Here is a 17,574-nt window from a genome sequence, read left to right on the forward strand (position 1 = left end):
TTTCACTGTGACGATGTTCACCGCCGCCACCCGCGGCGGAACAAGAGACTGGATTCTCCACGATGGAATTCACCGAGCTCGCGGACTACGCGATCTCCCCCGGCATGCTCACCGAGTGGTTACCCGAAGCCACCACAGGATGGGTCGACGACGGACGCCCCGCGTCGTACATCCACGAGGCGCATCTGCGGCGGACGGCCGACGGCACCCACGACGACGGCCGGGAGTCCTGGCTGGGCGCGGCGTTCCGGCTGCCGGGGCAGCTCGACCACGACGCGTTCCGCACCGCGATCGGAATGTGGATCGAACGCCACGAGTCGTTGCGGAGCCACGCCGCGCTCGGCCACGACGGCCGCATCACCCGCCGCACGATCGACCCGGGCGCCATCGAGCTGGACGAGGTCCGGCACGAGTACGAGTTCGACGCCGACACCGTGTACGAGCGGGTCCACGACCTGTTCGACGAGCTCACCTCCCCGCACCGCTGGCCCGCATACCTGTTCGTCACGCTCGAACATTCCGATCCCGAGCCCGAGTGCACCGTCTTCTTCGCCGCCGACCACTCGATCATCGACGGCCTGTCGGTGGTGCTGGTGGCTCACGAGATCACGAGCCTGTACACCGAGGCGATGGCGGGCCCGCCGGCGCTGCTGGTCCCCGCCGGCAGCTACATCGACTTCGGCGCCGAGGAGCGGGCGGCCGCGTCGACGATCGACCACCGGCACCCCGCGGTCGAGTGCTGGCGCTCGGCCTTCGTCCGCAGCAAGGGCCGACTGTCCGACTTCCCTCTCGACCTGGGCCCGCGTCCGGTGGAGCGGGTGGCGCAGGGCGGCGTCTCGGAGTGGGTGTTCGACGCCGCCCAGGCCGCCACCTTCAACACGGTGTGCCACCGAGCCGGCCAGAACTTCTTCGCCGGCGTGCTGGCCTGCCTGGCCGAGGCCGCCGCGGAACTCACCGGCAACACGGTGTTCCGGACGGTGACGCCGGTCCACACGCGCAGCGATCCGCACTGGGCGACGTCGCTGGGGTGGTTCGTCGGGCTCGCCCCCATCGAGTTCGACATCGCGGGCGCGGCGGACTTCGGGGAGGCCGCGGCCCGTGCGGCCGAGGCGCTGGCGTCGACGAAGTCGGCCGCGAAGGTCCCGTTCGCGCGGGTCGAGGAGGTCCTCGCGACGCCGATCCGGCCGCGGTTCGTCGTCTCGTTCATGGACGTGCGGTTCGTACCGATGGCGCAACAGTGGCCCGAGATCGAGGCTCGCGCCCTGCGCAGCCGCCACTACACGCACGACGTCTACGTCTGGGTGAACCGAACCCCGCACGGCGTCAACATCTCCGCGCGGTTCCCCGGGACGCCGACCGCCACGGAAAATGTGCTGCGCTTCCTGGCGCGGGCCCGGCAGGCACTGTCCGACATCGTTCCGGTCGCACAGGCCGTCGGGGCCTGAACATCGGCCGCGTCACCGGCGGGCAACTTCACCTCTACTGGTCAGTAGGGTTGCGGCGCCGAATCGAGCCCTTAATGTGTAAGCGCTATCCGGTTACATCGTCTATCGGATTGGTGCATACACTCCGATGAGATGCCAATACAGACACCTGCCGGTGACGCCCACAGGCAAACCGCGGGGACGACCATGCGAAACACAGGAGGCTCAGTGCCCACTCATGCCAGCGCGCAGATCACGAAGGTGCTCGTCGCCAACCGCGGCGAGATCGCTGTGCGGGTCATCCGAGCCGCGAAGGACGCGGGCTACGGCAGCGTCGCTGTCTACGCCGAGCCGGACGCGGACGCACAGTTCGTGAAGCTGGCGGACGAGGCGTTCGCTCTCGGCGGCCAGACCTCGGCCGAGTCCTACCTGGTCTTCGACAAGATCCTCGACGCCGCCAAGAAGTCCGGCGCCGACGCGATCCACCCCGGCTACGGCTTCCTGTCCGAGAACGCCGACTTCGCGCAGGCCGTCATCGACGCGGGCCTGATCTGGATCGGCCCCTCGCCGCAGTCCATCCGCGACCTGGGCGACAAGGTCACCGCCCGCCACATCGCCGAGCGCGCCAACGCGCCGATGGCGGCCGGCACCAAGGATCCGGTCAAGAACGCCGACGAGGTCGTCGAGTTCGCCAAGCAGTACGGCGTCCCGGTCGCGATCAAGGCCGCGTTCGGTGGCGGCGGCCGCGGCATGAAGGTCGCGCAGACCATCGAGGAGATCCCCGAGCTGTTCGAGTCGGCCACCCGTGAGGCCATCGCGGCCTTCGGTCGTGGCGAGTGCTTCGTCGAGCAGTACCTGGACAAGGCCCGCCACGTCGAGGCCCAGGTCATCGCCGACCAGCACGGCAACGTCGTCGTCGCCGGCACCCGCGACTGCTCGCTGCAGCGCCGCTTCCAGAAGCTCGTCGAGGAGGCCCCGGCGCCGTTCCTGACGGACGAGCAGCGCGCTCGCATCCACGCTTCCGCCAAGGCCATCTGCAAGGAGGCCGGCTACTACGGCGCGGGCACCGTCGAGTACCTGGTGCAGGGCGACACGGTCTCGTTCCTCGAGGTCAACACCCGCCTGCAGGTCGAGCACCCGGTCACCGAGGAGACCGCCGGCATCGACCTGGTTCGCCAGCAGTTCCTCATCGCCAACGGTGAAGAGCTCACCATCAAGGAGGACCCCACCCCGCGTGGACACTCCTTCGAGTTCCGCATCAACGGCGAGGACGCCGGCCGTGGCTTCATGCCCGCCCCCGGCCCCATCACCGTCTACAAGGAGCCGACGGGCCCCGGCGTGCGCGTCGACTCGGGTGTCGTCCAGGGCGACGTCATCGGCGGCCAGTTCGACTCGATGCTCGCCAAGCTGATCGTCACCGGTGAGAACCGCGAGCAGGCGCTGCAGCGTGCCGCTCGTGCGCTCGCCGAGTTCGAGGTCGACGGCCTCGCCACGGTCATCCCGTTCCACCGCCACATCGTCGAGAACCCGGCGTTCGTCGGCGACGGCGAGGGCTTCGAGGTCTACACCAAGTGGATCGAGACCGAGTGGGACAACACCATCGAGCCGTTCGCCGGTTCGGGTGCGGCCGCGGACGACGAGGAGAACCTGCCCCGTCAGTCGGTCGTCGTCGAGGTCGGTGGCCGCCGCGTCGAGGTCTCGCTGCCCGGTTCGTTCTCGATCGGCACGAGCGGTGCTCCGGCCGGCGCGATCCGCAAGAAGCCGAAGGCGCGCAAGCGCGGCGGTGCCGGCGCGGGTGCCGCGTCGGGTGACGCCGTGACCGCCCCGATGCAGGGCACGGTCGTCAAGGTCGCCGTCGAGGAGGGCCAGGAGGTCGCCGAGGGCGATCTGATCGTCGTCCTCGAGGCCATGAAGATGGAGAACCCGGTCACCGCGCACAAGGCCGGTGTCGTCACGGGCCTGTCCGTCGAGGCCGGCGCCGCCATCACGCAGGGCACGGTTCTCGCCGAGCTGAAGTGACGTCCGGACAGCGATAGCTGTTCCCGGTATTCGTTCCACTGTGCGCGCCTCGCGGTTTCGCGAGGCGCGCACAGTGCTACACGGGCGCCATCTCAGTAGGCTTCAGGCATGGCCGAGGCTCCCGACATCCGGATCGGCACCGCCGAGCGTGAGAAGGCGCTCGAGGCGTTGACACAGCACTTCAGCGACGGTCGACTCACCGTCAGCGAGTTCGACGAGCGCAGCGGACAGATCACCGCCGCCACGACGCGCGGCCAACTCGACAAGATCTTCGCGGACCTGCCCGCGCTCACGCCGCCCGTCCCCGCGAGACCGTCACGGGAATCGGGCGGAGCCGAGGACGAGACGAGCTGGCGCAACACCGTCATGGCGGTGATTCCGTTCGTGGCGCTGGCGCTGTTCTTCCTGGTCCCCGTCGAAGCTCGATGGATGTTCTTCATGCTCATTCCGGCAACGGCCGCGGTTCTGTTCCGCGGCAGGAGAGGACGTGGCGGCTGCTGATGGAGCCGATCGAGATCAACGCCGGGGCCTGGTACCTGCGTGCGCTGCGAGCCGACGAACGCGTCGATGATCGCCCCGCGCTGCGTGACGGTGGCATCGACGACCCGGGATACGTGTCCGAGCGCCTGCGGCAGTGGGCCGCCGACGAGCACTACTCGTGGGCCGTCTGCGAGCCCACGACGGGCGAACTGCTCGCGGAGGTGGGTGTGACCCCGAACGGCTCCGACGGCGTGCTGAGCGGCTGGGCGCGGCCGGGCCACGACGACGCCCTCGAGACCGCCACCGACTCCGTCCACCGCTTCGCCGAGGGTGCTCTCGGGCTCGCTCTCACCGGGCGCTGAGGGCGGCACCGTGCTCGACAGGCTCGACAGGCGTCACGTGCCGCTCGCGATCGCGACGGTCGTCGTGCTCGTGATGCTGTTCTCCCCCGGATCCACCGTTCCGAGCGGGCCGGAGAACAGCGACAAGGTCACCCACGCGCTGATGTTCGCCGCGCTCGCCGTGACGTCCCGCTACGCCCGTATCGGGGCCGCGTGGACCGCCGCGTGGCTGCTGGCGTTCGCGGCGGTGTCGGAGGTGCTGCAGGGCGCGCTACCGATCCAGCGGAGCTGTTCGATCTGGGATGCGGCGGCCGACGCCGTCGGCATCGTCGTCGGGCTGGTGCTGGCGCGGGTACTCGCCCGGCCGCTGCGAATTCCCGTCTGAGCACCCGCCCCGACGGTCAGCCTTCGAGCAGGTGGCCGCGGATCGCGTCCTGACCGGCGGCGTCGATGCCGAGGCCGTCGGCGAAGTAGCCCTCGATCGAGCCGAAGCTCTCCCGCATCTGCGCCAGCGCGGTCTGAAGGTATTCGGGGCGGACCCCGAGCACCAGTTCGAGCAACGTGGGATCGCCACCGCCGGCGGCGAACTTGTCGAAAACCTGCTTGAACGTCGGCAGCAGCTGTTCGTTGGTGAGCAGGTAGTCGTGGAACACGTCGTCTTCGTCGACGCCCAGCAGGAGGAGCAACGACGCCGTGGCCCAGCCGGTGCGGTCCTTACCGGTGGTGCAGTGCACGAGGGCCGGCAGGGCGTCCGGCGCCGCGAGGTCGGTGAACATCCCGCGGTAGGACGTGAGCGCGCTCGGCAGCGTGATCAGGTCGCGATAGGTCTGCAGGAACGAGTCCATCGCGTGCTGGTCGCCGAGGAACTTCTGGAGGATCGACGGGTCGTCCAGCACGGACTGCAGCTGGGCGGCCATCGAGCCGCGCACCTTGTCGGCCAGCACGTCGAGCGGGACCTCGCGCGCCGACGCCGGCGCCCGGTCGGGGGCGGCGTCGCGCTCGGACACGGTCCGGAGGTCGAACACCGTCACGAGACCCAGTTCGGCGAGCCGGTGGGCGTCGTCCACGGTGACCTTGCTCAGATCGGTCGACCGGTAGAAGCGGCCGAAGCGGACCGTCGCGCCGTCGCGGGTGCGGTAGCCACCGATCTCGCGCAGGTTCGGGACGGACAGGATCGGGATGCTCGTGCCAGGCGCAGTGGTCATCTGCCCAAATTAGACGAACCCGGCCGCCGAGGCACCCATTCGGTGCTTCGACGGCCGGGTTGGTGTCGCCGGGGCGGGCCTGCTCAGCCCAGCTTCTTCGACCGCAGTTCGTGGCCCTTGGACGTCTTGCAGCGCCCGGTCTCGAGGTCCCACTGCCAGCCGTGCAGGTTGCACGTGAGGTTGGCGCCGTCGACGACGCCGAACTTGCTCAGGTCGGCCTTGAGGTGCGGGCAGCGCCGCTGGATCTCGTAGCCGCCCACCTCGATCGAGGCGCTGTCGTCGTGGGCCTCGGCGAACCAGCCGTCGGCGTACGCGATGCGCTCGTCGGTGAGGCACTTGAAGAAGGTGTAGAGGAACTCGTTGTAGCCGCCGACGCGCCACGCCTCGAAGCGGGTGGACAGGAAGATCGTGTTGACCCAGTCCGGCTCGTCGTCGCGGAGGACGGTGCGCACCAGTTCGGGTGCGATGCGGAAGCCGTACCGGTACTTGCCGTCGCCCTCCTGCGGCTCGCGGACGACGCGGTTCGGGAAGTCGAGGACGACGGTCTCGTCACCCATGACGAGGCCGACCGGGTAGCCGATGCCGTCGCAGATCAGGTCGGACTGCGCCATGATCGGCTCGAACTTGGCCTTGAGCGGGGCGAGCAGCGGTTCGCCCTCGGCGGGCGCCCACGCGGCCTTCTCGGCCGCGATGACCGGCGCCATCCGCTGTGCCATGTCCTCGATGTAGGCGGCCTTGTCGGAGAAGATCTTCTCGACGTCGGCGTCCGGGATCGGGTGCGCGAGCGTCGCCTTCTCGCCGTGGATGTCCACCGTCGAGCCGGGGATCATCAGCAGGCCGCCGTCGTTGCCGTGGATCCGCATCTGCTCGAGGAACACGATCTGGTCGGGGAAGATGTTGCCCTCGTCGCCGTGATCGTCGTTCAGGTCCCGCAGCGCGTCGTCGAGGAACACCGGCGGGCCGGCGGACGGCACGACCCACGTCGCGCCCACCTGCTCGATGTAGCTGCGGCAGCGGTCCATGCCGCGCTGGCGCTTCTGCTTGCCGAAGTTGCGCTTGGTGCCGGCCGGGATGTCGTAGACCATCGGGTACCAGATGGCGCCCGAGTACTGCAGCAGGTGGATGTCGATCTTGCCGAACGCCTCGAGCATCGGGTCCATGTCGACCGGGCGGGCGTCGTTCATGTTGAAGCACACGGTCTCGCCGTCGGAGACGACCAGGCCGGAGTCGCCGATCGGGCCGTCGGCGGGCGCCCGCAGCGCGACGATCATGACGTCCAGGTCGCCCTTGGGGCCGGACACCGTGTGCTTGACGGAGTCCTGCGTCTCGAAGAACTTGGTGAACCCGAGCTTGCGGAGTTCGCGCTCGAGATCCGGCACCGGGTAGTCCGGCAGCAGCACGGTCGCGTCCTTGTTGACGTGCTCGGCGAGCGTCTCCGGATCGAAGTGATCCTTGTGCAGGTGCGAGACGTACAGGTAGTCGACGTTGCCGAGCGCGTCCCAGTCGAGTCCGGTGTTGTCCGGGAAGGGGAACCACGACGCGAAGTATGCGGGGTTCACCCACGGGTCGCAGAGAATCGACCCCGCTTCGGTCTGGATGTGGAATCCGGCGTGTCCGACGCTGGTGATCTGCACTCGTCTGCCTCCTCGATAGACCTCGACAATCGTAACGAGACCGGACCCCGCACCCACCCGGCGCACCACGGATGTGGGCCGGAACACCAGTTATCGGGGACCTAATCCCCTACGGCCGCGCCGAGGCGAGCACCCGGTCGAGCGCGTCGACGGCCCCGTCGAGTTCGGCGATGGTGACCGTCAGCGGTGGCCGGAATCGGATTCCACGATGACCGGTCGCCAGGAACAGCACGTGTTCGTGCTCCCGCAGGTCGGTCACCACCCGGTCCCGGAACTCCGGCGTCGGCAGGGTGAGCCCGCACATCAGCCCGCGGCCGCGCGGCTCGGTGGCGGCCTCGTGGGTGGCCGCGAGTTCCTCGAGTCGACCGAGTAGGTGCGCCCCGCACAGGCGGGCGCGGTCGATCAACCGGTCCTCCTCGATGACCTCGAGGATGCGCCGGGCGCGGACCATGTCGGTGAGGTTGCCGCCCCACGTCGAGTTGATCCGCGAGCTGACCGCGAAGACGTTGTCGTGGACCTCGTCGACGCGGCCGCCGGCCATGATCCCGCACACCTGGGTCTTCTTGCCGAACGCGACGACGTCGGGGGTGACGCCCAGCTGCTGGTACGCCCACGCGGTGCCGGTGAGCCCGCAGCCGGTCTGGACCTCGTCGAAGATCAGCAGGGCGTCGTGCGCGACACACAGCTCGTGCATGCGGCCGAAGAACTCGGGCCGGAAGTGGTGGTCGCCGCCCTCCCCCTGGATCGGCTCGGCGATGAAGCACGCGATGTCGTGCGGGTGTTCGGCGAACGCGCGACGGGCCTGCGTGAGGGCGCGGTCCTCGGCCTGTTCCACGTCCCGCCCGTCGGCGAGGTACGGCGCGTCGATCCGCGGCCACTCGAACTTGGGGAACCGGGCGATCTTGGTGGGGTCGGTGTTGGTGAGCGAGAGGGTGTAGCCGCTGCGGCCGTGGAACGCCTCGGTCAGGTGCAGCACGCGGGTGCCGAGCGCCGGATCGCGCCCCGCCGCTTCGTTGCGCCGGCTCTTCCAGTCGAACGCCACCTTGAGCGCGTTCTCGACGGCGAGCGTGCCGCCGTCGACGAAGAACAGGTGCGGCAGCGCGGGGTCGCCGAGCACGCGGGCGAACGTGTCGACGAACCGGGCCATCGGCACGGTGTAGACGTCCGAGTTGCTCGGCTTGTTGATCGCGGCGATCGCGAGTTCGTGGCGGAACGGGCCGTCGTCGGCGAGGGCCGGGTGGTTCATGCCGAGCGCCGACGACGCGAAGAAACCGAACATGTCGAGGTACGTGGTGCCGTCGCGCAGGTCGACGACGTGGGCGCCGCTGGAGGTCTCGAGGTCGAGGACGAGGTCGAACCCGTCCGTGAGCATGTGTGCTCTCAGGACGTCGTGCACGCGCCCGGCCGGGAGGTCCGAGTCACCGGCCGCGGGGCGGACCGCGGTGCTCATGTCCAAAGGCTACGTCAGCATTCCGGCCCACGTGTGGGCATCGAGGCTCGTACGATCGAGGGGCGATGGCCGAAATCCACGAGCTACGGTCGAGATTCGCTGCGGCGCTGTCTCGCATGTACGGCCGCGAGGTGCCCGCCTACACGACGCTGGTGGAGGTCACCGAACAGGTCAATGCGGACTTCCTGGCGGCGAATCCGGACACGGCGCAGCGGCTCGGCAGCATCGCCCGGGTGACCGCGGAACGGCACGGCGCGATCCGGGTGGGCACGCCGTCGGAGATGCACGACGTGGCGGTGCTGTTCGCCGGTTTCGGGATGTACCCGGTCGGCTTCTACGACCTGCGCGAGGCCACCCCGCCGGTGCCGGTGGTGTCGACGGCCTTCCGCCCGATCGATCCCGACGAGCTGGCCCGCAACCCGTTCCGGGTGTTCACCTCGATGCTCACGACCGCGGACCGCCGCTTCTTCGACGCCGATCTGCAGCAGCGGCTCGAGTCGTTCCTGCACCGGCGCCGCCTGTTCCCCGACGTGCTGCTCGCCCTGGCCCGGCGCTCGGCGGACGACGGCGGTCTCGACGAGGCGCAGGCCGAGCGTTTCGTCTCGCTCGCGACGGCGGTGTTCGAGCTGTCCGGCGAGCCGGTCGACCGCGCGTGGTACCGGGAACTGGAGGCGGTGTCGGCGGTGGCCGCGGACATCGGCGGGGTGTCGAGCACGCACATCAACCACCTGACCCCGCGGGTGCTCGACATCGACGACCTGTACGCGCGGATGTCGGCGCGCGGGATCGCGATGATCGACCGGATCCAGGGCCCGCCGCGCTGGACGGGTCCGGCGGTGCTGCTGCGGCAGACGTCGTTCCGGGCGCTGGCCGAGCCGCGCAGTTTCGTCGAGCCGGACGGGTCGATCACCGACGGCGAGCTGCGGGTGCGGTTCGGGGAGGTGGAGGCGCGCGGCGTCGCGCTCACGCCGTCCGGGCGCGCGCTGTACGACGAGCTGCAGGGCAGCGATCCGTCGAACGCGGACGGGCTGTGGGACAAGCGGTTCCCGACGTCCGAGGACGAGCTCGAGAAACGGGCCATGGCGTACTTCACCTACCACGGCGGGGTGCGCGAGCCGATCGTCTACGAGGACTTCCTGCCGAAGTCCGCGGCGGGCATCTTCCGGTCGAATCTGGACGCCGACACCACGGCCGCGGCCGGCGAGGCGGGGACGGTGTACGACCTCGGCACCCTGGCCGACGTGATCGGACGCGAGGTGCACGACCCGTACGAGTTGTACGGGCGGCAGCAGGAGCGCTCAGGAGGAGACGGATCATGACACTTCCCGGCACGGGCACGCTGGCGGGACGCGCGATGGCCGCCCTCGACCGTTGCGGCGCAACACTTCCCGAGATCGTCGGCGATGCCGGTCCGGCCCCGCTGACGGCGCGGACCCCGATCGACGGCTCGGTGCTGGCGTTCCTGCACCCCAGCACGTCCGCCGGTATCGACGCGGCGGTCGGACGCGCCCACGACGCGTTCGCCGCCTGGCGCGCGGTGCCCGCACCCCGGCGCGGCGCGGTGGTCCGCCGGCTCGGGGAACTGCTCGCGGAGCACAAGTCGGATCTGGCCGACCTGGTGACGCTCGAGGCGGGCAAGATCCGCTCCGAGGCCCTCGGCGAGGTGCAGGAGATGATCGACATCTGCGAGTTCGCGGTGGGCCTGTCGCGGCAGCTGTACGGCCGCACGATGGCGTCGGAGCGGCCCGGACACCGACTCTCGGAGTCGTGGCATCCGCTCGGGGTGGTGGCGGTGATCTCGGCGTTCAACTTCCCGGTGGCGGTGTGGTCGTGGAACACCGCGCTGGCGCTGGTGTGCGGCGATCCGGTGGTGTGGAAGCCGTCGGAGACCACCCCGCTCACCGCGATGGCGTGCGACGCGCTGCTGCGCCGGGCCGCCGCCGAGTCCGGCGCCCCCGCCGGGTTGCACCACGTGGTGCTCGGGACCGCGGTCGTCGGCGAGCAGCTCGTGGACGACCCCCGGGTCGCGCTGGTGAGCGCGACCGGTTCGGTGCGGATGGGCCGGGCGGTGGCGCCACGGGTCGCGGCCCGCTTCGGTCGGTGCCTGCTCGAGCTGGGCGGCAACAACGCCGCGGTGGTGACCCCGTCGGCGGATCTGGATCTCACCGTGCGCGCGGTGGTGTTCGCGGCGGCCGGTACCGCGGGACAGCGGTGCACGACGCTGCGGCGCCTGATCGTCCACCGCTCGATCGTCGACGACGTGACCGACCGGATCGCCGACGCCTACCGGCAGCTGACGGTGGGCAACCCGTTCGACGACGGCGTCCTGGTGGGCCCGTTGATCGCCGGCGCCGCCTATCACGCGATGCACGCCGCCCTCGACACCGCGCGCGCCGACGGCGGTGCGGTGGTGACCGGCGGCGACCGGGTCGGCTCGGGGTCGTCGTTCTACGTCAGGCCCGCGATCGTGCGGATGCCGTCGCAGACGGCGATCGTGCGGGCCGAGACGTTCGCACCGATCCTCTACGTGCTCGCCTACGACACGTTCGACGAGGCGATCGCCCTGCACAACGGTGTCCCGCAGGGGCTGTCGTCGGCGATCTTCACCACCGACCAGCGCGAGGCCGAGCGGTTCCTCGCCGCCGACGGCTCCGACTGCGGCATCGCGAACGTCAACATCGGCACCTCCGGCGCGGAGATCGGCGGCGCGTTCGGCGGCGAGAAGGAGACCGGCGGCGGACGCGAATCCGGTTCGGACGCCTGGAAGGCGTACATGCGCCGCGCCACCAACACGGTCAACTACTCGGACGAACTCCCCCTCGCGCAGGGGGTGGAGTTCGGGCCGTCCTGACCGGAGGTCAGGCCCCCTCGGTGCGCCGCAACCGCTCGTCGTAGTCGGCCCGCGCCGTGGGGTCGACGCTCGTCAGCGCGCGCCCGCCGCCGACGACCCGTCGGATCAGCCGCACCAGCGGCTCGGGCGCCACCGCGAGTCCGACGTCGAGGGCCGCGAGGTAGCCGGGCACCGGGGTCTCGGCGCGCCGGGTGCGGACGGTGCGCACGACGGCGTCGGCGATGTCCGCCGGATCCACGGTGGGCAGCCCCTTCCCGAGCGGGATGCCCGACGTGAGCGTGGTGCGCACCGCGCTCGGCAGGACCGTCGACACGCTCACGCCGTGGTCGGCGAACTCCAGCCGGGCCGCGGCCGAAAGTCCCACGGCCGCATACTTGCTCGCGTTGTAGACGGCGAGCCCGGGAATGGCGATCTTCCCGGCCAGCGACGCGACGTTCACGACGTGACCGCGCCCGCGGTCGATCATGCCCGGCACCACCGCCCGCATCCCGCGGATCGGGCCCCACACGTTGACGTCGAGCGTCATCGCGCCGGTCGCGTCCGACTCGTCGAGGAAGCCGCCGACCGGCATGACGCCGGCGTTGTTGACGAGGATGTCGATCGGCCCGACCTCGGCGACGCACGCGTCCCACGACGGACGGGACCGCACGTCGAGCACGTGCGCGGTCCCCACACCCGCGGCGGCGTCCGTCACCGCGGCCCGGTCGATGTCGGCGAGAGCGACGGTCGCGCCGCGGGCGGCGAACGCCTGCGCGGTGGCCCGGCCGATGCCCCGTCCGGCGCCGGTCACGAGCACCCGCGCCCCGGCGAGCGCGATCTCGGGATACCGCGTCACGATGTCACCCTCTCCCCCGTGCCCGTCGACGTCAGGTACGCCGCTTCGTCGAAGTGCCGCAGCCGCTCCCGCATCCGTCCGGTCGACCACGGCCAGTTGAAGCTGTTGCGGCCGTTGACGTCCAGGAAGTAGCTCTGGCAGCCGCCGGCGTTGTAGACGGTGGTGGCGAGGGCCTGCTGCACCTCGGCGTTGAACGCGGCCTGCACCTCGGGGCGGGGCTCCATTCGGGTCCATCCCGCCGACCGGGCTGCGGCGATCGCGGCCGTCAGGTAGTCCAGTTGCGCCTCGAGGATCATGAACGCGGACGTGTGCCCGGTGCCGAGCGCCGGTCCGAGCAGCACGAAGGCGTTGGGGAACCCCGCCACGGTGGTGCCGAGGTACGCCTGCGGGCTGCCCTTCCAGTGGTCGTCGAGGCTGCGGCCCTGCCCGTCGAACACCCGCCCGGCGATCGGCATGTCGAGGATGTGGAAGCCGGTGCCGAAGATGATGGCGTCCACCTCGCGTTCCACGCCGTCGGCACCGACGACGACGTTGCCGCGCACCGACTGCACCGCGTTGTCGTGCACCTCGACGTTGGGAAGACCCAGCGCCGGGTAGTACGTGTTCGACATGAGCAGGCGTTTGCAGCCGAGCGTGTAGTCCGGCGTGAGCGCCGAGCGCAGTTCCGGGTCGCGCACCTGGGCAAGCAACTGGATGCGGCCGATCTGCTGGATCACCCGCAGGATCCACGGGTTGCGGAAGCCCACGCCGAGCGCCTCCATGATCCCGTACTCGATGCGCCGCAACGCCTTCAGCGCCCCCGGGACGGCACCGAGCACGGAGCGGACGGCGCCGGGCAGCGCGGTGTCGGGCTTGGGCAGCACCCACTGCGCGGTCCGCTGGTACAGGTCCAGTCGGCCCACGCGCGGGGCGATCTCCGGCACGAACTGCACCGCCGACGCCCCGGTTCCGACGACGGCGACACGCTTGCCGGTGAGGTCGTAGTCGTGGTTCCAGCGCGACGAGTGGAACACCTCGCCGGTGAAGCCGTCGAGTCCGGGGATGTCGGGGATCAACGGTTGGTTCCACGGCCCGGCCGCCGCGATCACGGCGTTCGCAGTGAACGCGCCGTTCGAGGTCTCCAACGTCCACCGCCGGGTCGCCTCGTCCCACTGCGCGCGCAGCAGTTCGGTGCCGAACCGGACCCTCTCGTGGACCCGATGCGCGCCCGCGGTCCGCTCGATGTACTCGCGAATCTCGTTCTGGCCCGCGAACAGTCGACTCCAGCCGCCGTTGGGTGCGAACGAGTACGAGTACAGCGCCGACGGCACGTCGCACGCGCACCCGGGATAGGTGTTGTCGCGCCACGTTCCGCCCAGCGCCTCGCCCTTCTCGAGGACGACGACGTCGGTGATCCCCATCTGCTGCAGCCGGATCACGGCCCCGATGCCCGAGATGCCGGCGCCGACGACGATCACCTCGTGATGACGGCTCATGCGTGGTCTCCTGTCGTGGTCAGGGCGCGTTCGGCCGCGGCCCGGGTGCTGCGCAGCGCGTGCTCGAGGGTCGCGAGACGGCGGCGGTCGTCCATGAAGTTCGGGCCCATCACCGCGAGGTCGTCGGCGGTCGCGTCGATCCGGATCACCCGCGTGCCCGACGCCTCGAGCGCCGCGATCTCGGCGTCGAGTCCGGTGCTCATCCAGTTCCGCAGGATCATCCGTTCGAGTATCGCGGGACCGCGGCCCGGGACCCGGCCGCGGGAGGCCATGGGCGCCAGGACGATCACCTCGTCGAGTCCGCGCCCCGCGAGCAGGTCCGCGGAGGCGGTGGACGCCGCGCCGCCGTCGACGAACCGTCGGCCGTCGATCTCCACGGGCGGCATCCAACCGGGTATCGCCCACGACGCCCGCAGCGCCTGCGAGAGCGTCGCGTTCGGCGCCCCCTGCGCGCCGAATGCCACCCGCTCGCCGGTGGCGTAGTCCATTGCAATCAACCAGGTCTCGGGGTGCGGCACCCAGCCGCGAGCGTCCGCGACCCCGGCGGCCAGCCGGTCCAGCCAGCTCGCGTCACCGCCGCCCTCGGGGAGCAGCCCGCTCAGCCCCGTCACGGCAGGCAGGCCCCGGCGCGGCAGTCCGGGCGAGCCGATGCGCGGGCGCGGCAGCGGCGGGAACCGGCCCGGCGCGCCGGCCAGGTGCCCGGACAGCACCGGGTGCGTCGGCTCCCCCAGCTGCATCGCGAGGATCTCGTCGACGCCGATGCCGCCGCCGAGCATCGTCACCAACTCGGCGCCCGCGGACGTGCCGACCAGGACGTCGGCGCCGCGCGGGTCCCACCCGAGCGCGTCGCGCACCGCCACCAGCGCCGCGACGGTCCACGCCGCCCCGAGCGTTCCCCCGCATCCGATCACCACACCGCGACTGAGATGTGTGTCACTCGACGTCATACTCAGAAGCTAACAGAATTCGGATACCGTCGGTACCCCAGATTTCGGAGAGAATGACCGGATGCCACGTTTGACTCGATCGGAGAGCCAGGCCCGCACCCGGGCGGAGTTGCTCGCGACCGCCCGCGACCTGTTCCTCGCCGACGGCTACGCCGCGACGTCCCTGGAGAAGGTGGCCGAGGCCGCGGGCTACTCGAAGGGCGCGGTCTACTCCAACTTCCGCGGCAAGAAGGAGTTGTGTCTCGAGGTCCTGGACCTGATCCACTCGTCCAAGTTCGAGGAGGTCGCGACCCTGCTGGCGTTGGACGAGACCCCGGATCTCGACGCGACGCTGGTGCGCTTCCAGGACTGGGCGGAACGAACCCTCGGCGACGTCGGCTGGACGATGCTCGAGTTCGAGTTCATCGCGGCATCCCGGAACGATCCCGAGGTCCGGACCGCGCTGGCCTCGACCCTGGCGATGGCCCACGGAATGGTTCTGGCGCTGCTGAACTCACTGACGGCCACGACGGGGGCCCGGCTGCCGATCCCGCCGGAGGACGCCGCCCGCAGCATTCTCAGTCTCGGTGTGGGACTGGGCATCCAGCGTGCGATCGATCCCACCATCTCGGCGCGGATCGTCACCGACAACCTGCGCGCGCTGCTCGGCCAGAGCCCGCCTCTCCCCGACACGGAGGCAGGATCCCGGTGACTCGCCCCGAGAGGCGGGTTCAGTTGAGGGTCGCGATGAAATCGAAGATGGCCGGCTGAACCGCGGGATTGTTGTTCGTGATCCCCGTGGCTGCGCCGATGACGCCACCGATCGCCGCACCCGGAATGCAGCCGACGAACAGGAACAGCACGCATCCGACGACCGCACCGACACCGGCGCCGATCTGTGCGTTCATGGCACCGCCGTTGAACCAACCCTGCTCGATCTGACGGACCATGTTGTCGTAGGCGTCCTGTCGGGCGTCCACGTTGTGCAGTGCACCGACTCCCTGCGCCGGGATCTCCGGGGTGAGGGCGAGCCTGCCGCCGTCGATCGACGGCACGAGCGGCACGGTGGTTCCGGCCACCTGGTAGGTCAGCGGGATAGTGCCGACCGTGGCTCCCGTGGGGTCGACGACGTCGACCGCGTTGCCGGCGACGCGGAAGGTGCCCGCGTCGAGGACGGTCTCGAGCGATGTTCCGTTCGGACCGATCTGGGTCTGGTAGCTGATCGGTCCGGGGGTCGGCGGTGCGCCGGGTTCCGCGTACGCGGTACCGCTGGCGACGCCCAGCGCCGCGATTGCCAGCACGGATACGGCCGCAGTCTTGTGGAGTTTCACGGGGAGCTCCCATCCTTGCAGGAAGACGGCCCCGACCTGGTCAAAGACCGTCCGGAACATCCACTAGACTAGTGAAGTGGAGGCCGGTCTGTACGGCCTAACAGGGATTCGATATCGAATCTCGAGCGTTTCGACGACGCGGGACGTCGTCCGCCGGTCAGCGTTCGGCGATGTCCGATTCGACCGCATTTCCTTACCGCGCCAGCACATCCCGAACCGCTATCGTCGAGCCATGACTGGCGACCCGCTTTTCCTCGCTGCCGGAACGGAATTCACCTCCGACGACCTGACGTTCTACGCCGACCGCGACAACCGAACGCTCGACCAGGCCGTCGCCGACGCGGATCTCCTGGTGAGCTGCCCGCATTCGGGCTTCGCGATCCCCGAGGAGTTGGCACCGTTCCTCGCACCCGAGTTCACCCGGCGCCTGCAGTTCGATTTCACCGATATGTCCACCGGGCCGATCGTGCGGCGCTGGGCCGAGATCGACCCGCGGATCGTGTACGTGGAGAACCCGCATCCGCGGATGATCCGCGATCCCAACCGGGCCCGTCCGGCCGATCTCGAGGCGACGCTGCGGGAGGCCTTCGCCCGTGTGCGAGAGGCCGGACGCGGCAACAAGGCCGACCTCACCGGCGTCGACGCGGTCCGCCCGGTCACGTTCTCCTTCTACCCGCTGCTGCTCGAGCCCACCGACGACGTCGGCTGGAAGCGACTCGCCGACACCTTCACCGAGGTGGCCGAGCGCGGTCTCGGCGTCTACGAACGTACGCGGGACGGCCTGGTCGACCGGATGGCGGCACTGGCGCTCGAACGCGGCACCGACTTCGCGACGCTGTCGTTCCACGACACGATGAACCACACGACCCGACGCGACGGCGCCGTGAGCGTGCCGCGCCCCGCGGCCGATCTGCTGCCGGACGTCGTCGCGCTCTCGAATCGCGGGGACCACCACGGTGATCCGCGAGGGGACGATCCGGTCACGATGGACCCGGACCGCATTCGTGCACTCGCCGACGCCCACCGGAAGGGGTTCGCGGGCTTCACGGCGAACCCCGAGGCCGTGCTGCTCAATCAGCCGTACCTCGGCAGTCAGGAGATCATCACCGCGGGAGCCCGTTTCGCCGCGCTCCGCCCCCGAGCGGAGGCCGCCGGTGTCGCGCTCAGTGCGGTGCAGGCGGAGTTCCGCCGCGAGTTCCTCCTCGGCGAGGCCGCGACGACCGAACTCATGGCGCCGGGTGTCGACTGGCCGGCGGCGGATCCGGATCGAATCGACCGCCTCGCCCACGCCTGCAAGGCGAGTTGGGACGCGTACCGGGACCGCTGACGGACGACGGTGCCGCGGTCGCTCTCGACCGCGGCACCGTCTGTATCACCCGTGGACGACCGCGGTCAGATGATGCCGCCGCCGCTCAGCACGCTGAGCAGGCCGCCCACGACGAAGGCCACGACGTAGAGCGGTCCCCTGATCGGGTCGCCGGCACCGGCACCCTCCTGCAGCCAACGCATGATGTCCGTCGAACCTGAATTGACCGAACCCATTTCCCACCCCTCGTGTCGTGTCGGTGTGCACTGCCAGGCACGTCGCCGAATCGACCGCGGA

16 protein-coding genes are annotated in these 17,574 nt (G+C 70.2%); 9 read left to right on the forward strand and 7 right to left on the reverse strand.

Annotated features, from left to right (window positions below; genetic code table 11):
- Positions 1 to 62 precede the first annotated feature (62 nt).
- The 5 genes from EGT67_RS03115 (at position 63) to EGT67_RS03135 (ending at position 4,649) form a co-directional block, all read left to right on the forward strand.
- Positions 63 to 1,445: a condensation domain-containing protein gene (locus tag EGT67_RS03115; protein WP_127914539.1), complete on the forward strand. Its 1,383-nt coding sequence runs from the start codon at positions 63 to 65 to the stop codon at positions 1,443 to 1,445.
- A 207-nt stretch (positions 1,446 to 1,652) separates the two neighbouring features.
- Positions 1,653 to 3,443 (forward strand): acetyl/propionyl/methylcrotonyl-CoA carboxylase subunit alpha, encoded by a 1,791-nt coding sequence (locus EGT67_RS03120; RefSeq protein WP_127914540.1) that lies wholly within the window; start codon positions 1,653 to 1,655, stop codon positions 3,441 to 3,443.
- 108 nt (positions 3,444 to 3,551) lie between these two features.
- Complete coding sequence (locus EGT67_RS03125) at positions 3,552 to 3,944, forward strand: DUF1707 SHOCT-like domain-containing protein (protein WP_127914541.1); 393 nt, start codon at positions 3,552 to 3,554, stop codon at positions 3,942 to 3,944.
- Complete coding sequence (locus EGT67_RS03130) at positions 3,944 to 4,285, forward strand: hypothetical protein (RefSeq protein ID WP_127914542.1); 342 nt, start codon at positions 3,944 to 3,946, stop codon at positions 4,283 to 4,285. The genes EGT67_RS03125 and EGT67_RS03130 overlap by 1 nt, the downstream gene beginning before the upstream one ends.
- Positions 4,286 to 4,295: 10 nt before the next feature.
- On the forward strand, positions 4,296 to 4,649 hold the full coding sequence (locus tag EGT67_RS03135; protein ID WP_206612268.1) for a VanZ family protein: 354 nt from the start codon (positions 4,296 to 4,298) through the stop codon (positions 4,647 to 4,649).
- Positions 4,650 to 4,665: 16 nt separating this feature from the next.
- Here the strand turns inward: EGT67_RS03135 and EGT67_RS03140 are convergent, their stop codons facing one another.
- The 3 genes from EGT67_RS03140 to lat all read right to left on the reverse strand — a co-directional run bounded on the left by EGT67_RS03140 (position 4,666) and on the right by lat (position 8,553).
- The gene (locus EGT67_RS03140; protein ID WP_127914543.1) at positions 4,666 to 5,469 is read right to left on the reverse strand and encodes a tyrosine-protein phosphatase; all 804 of its coding nucleotides are present in this window, start codon (positions 5,467 to 5,469) and stop codon (positions 4,666 to 4,668) included.
- Positions 5,470 to 5,552: 83 nt separating this feature from the next.
- Entirely contained in the window at positions 5,553 to 7,103 is a 1,551-nt protein-coding gene (locus tag EGT67_RS03145) for an MBL fold metallo-hydrolase (RefSeq protein WP_127914544.1), read from the reverse strand.
- A 109-nt stretch (positions 7,104 to 7,212) separates the two neighbouring features.
- The gene (gene lat, locus EGT67_RS03150; protein ID WP_127914545.1) at positions 7,213 to 8,553 is read right to left on the reverse strand and encodes an L-lysine 6-transaminase; all 1,341 of its coding nucleotides are present in this window, start codon (positions 8,551 to 8,553) and stop codon (positions 7,213 to 7,215) included.
- A gap of 65 nt (positions 8,554 to 8,618) precedes the next feature.
- Here lat and hglS point away from each other — a divergent pair, with 65 nt between their 5' ends.
- Both hglS and amaB read left to right on the forward strand, forming a co-directional pair.
- Complete coding sequence (hglS, locus tag EGT67_RS03155) at positions 8,619 to 9,872, forward strand: 2-oxoadipate dioxygenase/decarboxylase (RefSeq protein ID WP_127914546.1); 1,254 nt, start codon at positions 8,619 to 8,621, stop codon at positions 9,870 to 9,872.
- The gene (amaB, locus tag EGT67_RS03160; protein ID WP_127914547.1) at positions 9,869 to 11,404 is read left to right on the forward strand and encodes an L-piperidine-6-carboxylate dehydrogenase; all 1,536 of its coding nucleotides are present in this window, start codon (positions 9,869 to 9,871) and stop codon (positions 11,402 to 11,404) included. Before hglS ends, amaB begins: the two co-directional genes overlap by 4 nt.
- 7 nt (positions 11,405 to 11,411) lie before the next feature.
- Here the strand turns inward: amaB and EGT67_RS03165 are convergent, their stop codons facing one another.
- The 3 genes from EGT67_RS03165 to EGT67_RS03175 are packed head-to-tail and all read right to left on the reverse strand — an operon-like array spanning position 11,412 to position 14,661.
- Positions 11,412 to 12,239 (reverse strand): SDR family oxidoreductase, encoded by an 828-nt coding sequence (locus EGT67_RS03165; protein ID WP_127914548.1) that lies wholly within the window; start codon positions 12,237 to 12,239, stop codon positions 11,412 to 11,414.
- Positions 12,236 to 13,714, reverse strand: a complete 1,479-nt coding sequence (locus EGT67_RS03170; RefSeq protein WP_127914549.1) for a flavin-containing monooxygenase — start codon at positions 13,712 to 13,714, stop codon at positions 12,236 to 12,238. The genes EGT67_RS03165 and EGT67_RS03170 overlap by 4 nt, the downstream gene beginning before the upstream one ends.
- Positions 13,711 to 14,661 (reverse strand): patatin-like phospholipase family protein, encoded by a 951-nt coding sequence (locus tag EGT67_RS03175; protein WP_127914550.1) that lies wholly within the window; start codon positions 14,659 to 14,661, stop codon positions 13,711 to 13,713. The genes EGT67_RS03170 and EGT67_RS03175 overlap by 4 nt, the downstream gene beginning before the upstream one ends.
- A 61-nt stretch (positions 14,662 to 14,722) precedes the next feature.
- On the opposite strand from EGT67_RS03175, the gene EGT67_RS03180 reads away from it, so the two are divergent.
- Positions 14,723 to 15,352 (forward strand): TetR/AcrR family transcriptional regulator, encoded by a 630-nt coding sequence (locus EGT67_RS03180; RefSeq protein ID WP_127914551.1) that lies wholly within the window; start codon positions 14,723 to 14,725, stop codon positions 15,350 to 15,352.
- 19 nt (positions 15,353 to 15,371) lie between these two features.
- Here the strand turns inward: EGT67_RS03180 and EGT67_RS03185 are convergent, their stop codons facing one another.
- Positions 15,372 to 15,971, reverse strand: coding sequence for a DUF8020 domain-containing protein (locus EGT67_RS03185; protein ID WP_127914552.1), 600 nt, complete (start codon positions 15,969 to 15,971; stop codon positions 15,372 to 15,374).
- A 232-nt stretch (positions 15,972 to 16,203) separates the two neighbouring features.
- Between EGT67_RS03185 and EGT67_RS03190 the strand changes: the two genes are divergently transcribed.
- Positions 16,204 to 17,298, forward strand: a complete 1,095-nt coding sequence (locus EGT67_RS03190; RefSeq protein WP_127914553.1) for an N-formylglutamate amidohydrolase — start codon at positions 16,204 to 16,206, stop codon at positions 17,296 to 17,298.
- The last annotated feature ends 276 nt before the right edge of the window (positions 17,299 to 17,574 follow it).

The sequence above is a fragment of the Prescottella agglutinans genome, from assembly GCF_004011865.1.
Taxonomy (GTDB): domain Bacteria; phylum Actinomycetota; class Actinomycetes; order Mycobacteriales; family Mycobacteriaceae; genus Prescottella; species Prescottella agglutinans.

What these genes read in the sequence shown, in the direction of transcription:
- EGT67_RS03115 (WP_127914539.1), top strand. Translation starts at nt 63, where the DNA reads ATGGAATTCACCGAGCTCGCGGACTACGCGATCTCCCCCGGCATGCTC.
- EGT67_RS03125 (WP_127914541.1), top strand. Translation starts at nt 3,552, where the DNA reads ATGGCCGAGGCTCCCGACATCCGGATCGGCACCGCCGAGCGTGAGAAG.
- EGT67_RS03130 (WP_127914542.1), top strand. Translation starts at nt 3,944, where the DNA reads ATGGAGCCGATCGAGATCAACGCCGGGGCCTGGTACCTGCGTGCGCTG.
- EGT67_RS03140 (WP_127914543.1), bottom strand. Translation starts at nt 5,469, where the DNA reads ATGACCACTGCGCCTGGCACGAGCATCCCGATCCTGTCCGTCCCGAAC.
- lat (WP_127914545.1), bottom strand. Translation starts at nt 8,553, where the DNA reads ATGAGCACCGCGGTCCGCCCCGCGGCCGGTGACTCGGACCTCCCGGCC.
- hglS (WP_127914546.1), top strand. Translation starts at nt 8,619, where the DNA reads ATGGCCGAAATCCACGAGCTACGGTCGAGATTCGCTGCGGCGCTGTCT.
- amaB (WP_127914547.1), top strand. Translation starts at nt 9,869, where the DNA reads ATGACACTTCCCGGCACGGGCACGCTGGCGGGACGCGCGATGGCCGCC.
- EGT67_RS03170 (WP_127914549.1), bottom strand. Translation starts at nt 13,714, where the DNA reads ATGAGCCGTCATCACGAGGTGATCGTCGTCGGCGCCGGCATCTCGGGC.
- EGT67_RS03175 (WP_127914550.1), bottom strand. Translation starts at nt 14,661, where the DNA reads ATGACGTCGAGTGACACACATCTCAGTCGCGGTGTGGTGATCGGATGC.
- EGT67_RS03180 (WP_127914551.1), top strand. Translation starts at nt 14,723, where the DNA reads ATGCCACGTTTGACTCGATCGGAGAGCCAGGCCCGCACCCGGGCGGAG.
- EGT67_RS03190 (WP_127914553.1), top strand. Translation starts at nt 16,204, where the DNA reads ATGACTGGCGACCCGCTTTTCCTCGCTGCCGGAACGGAATTCACCTCC.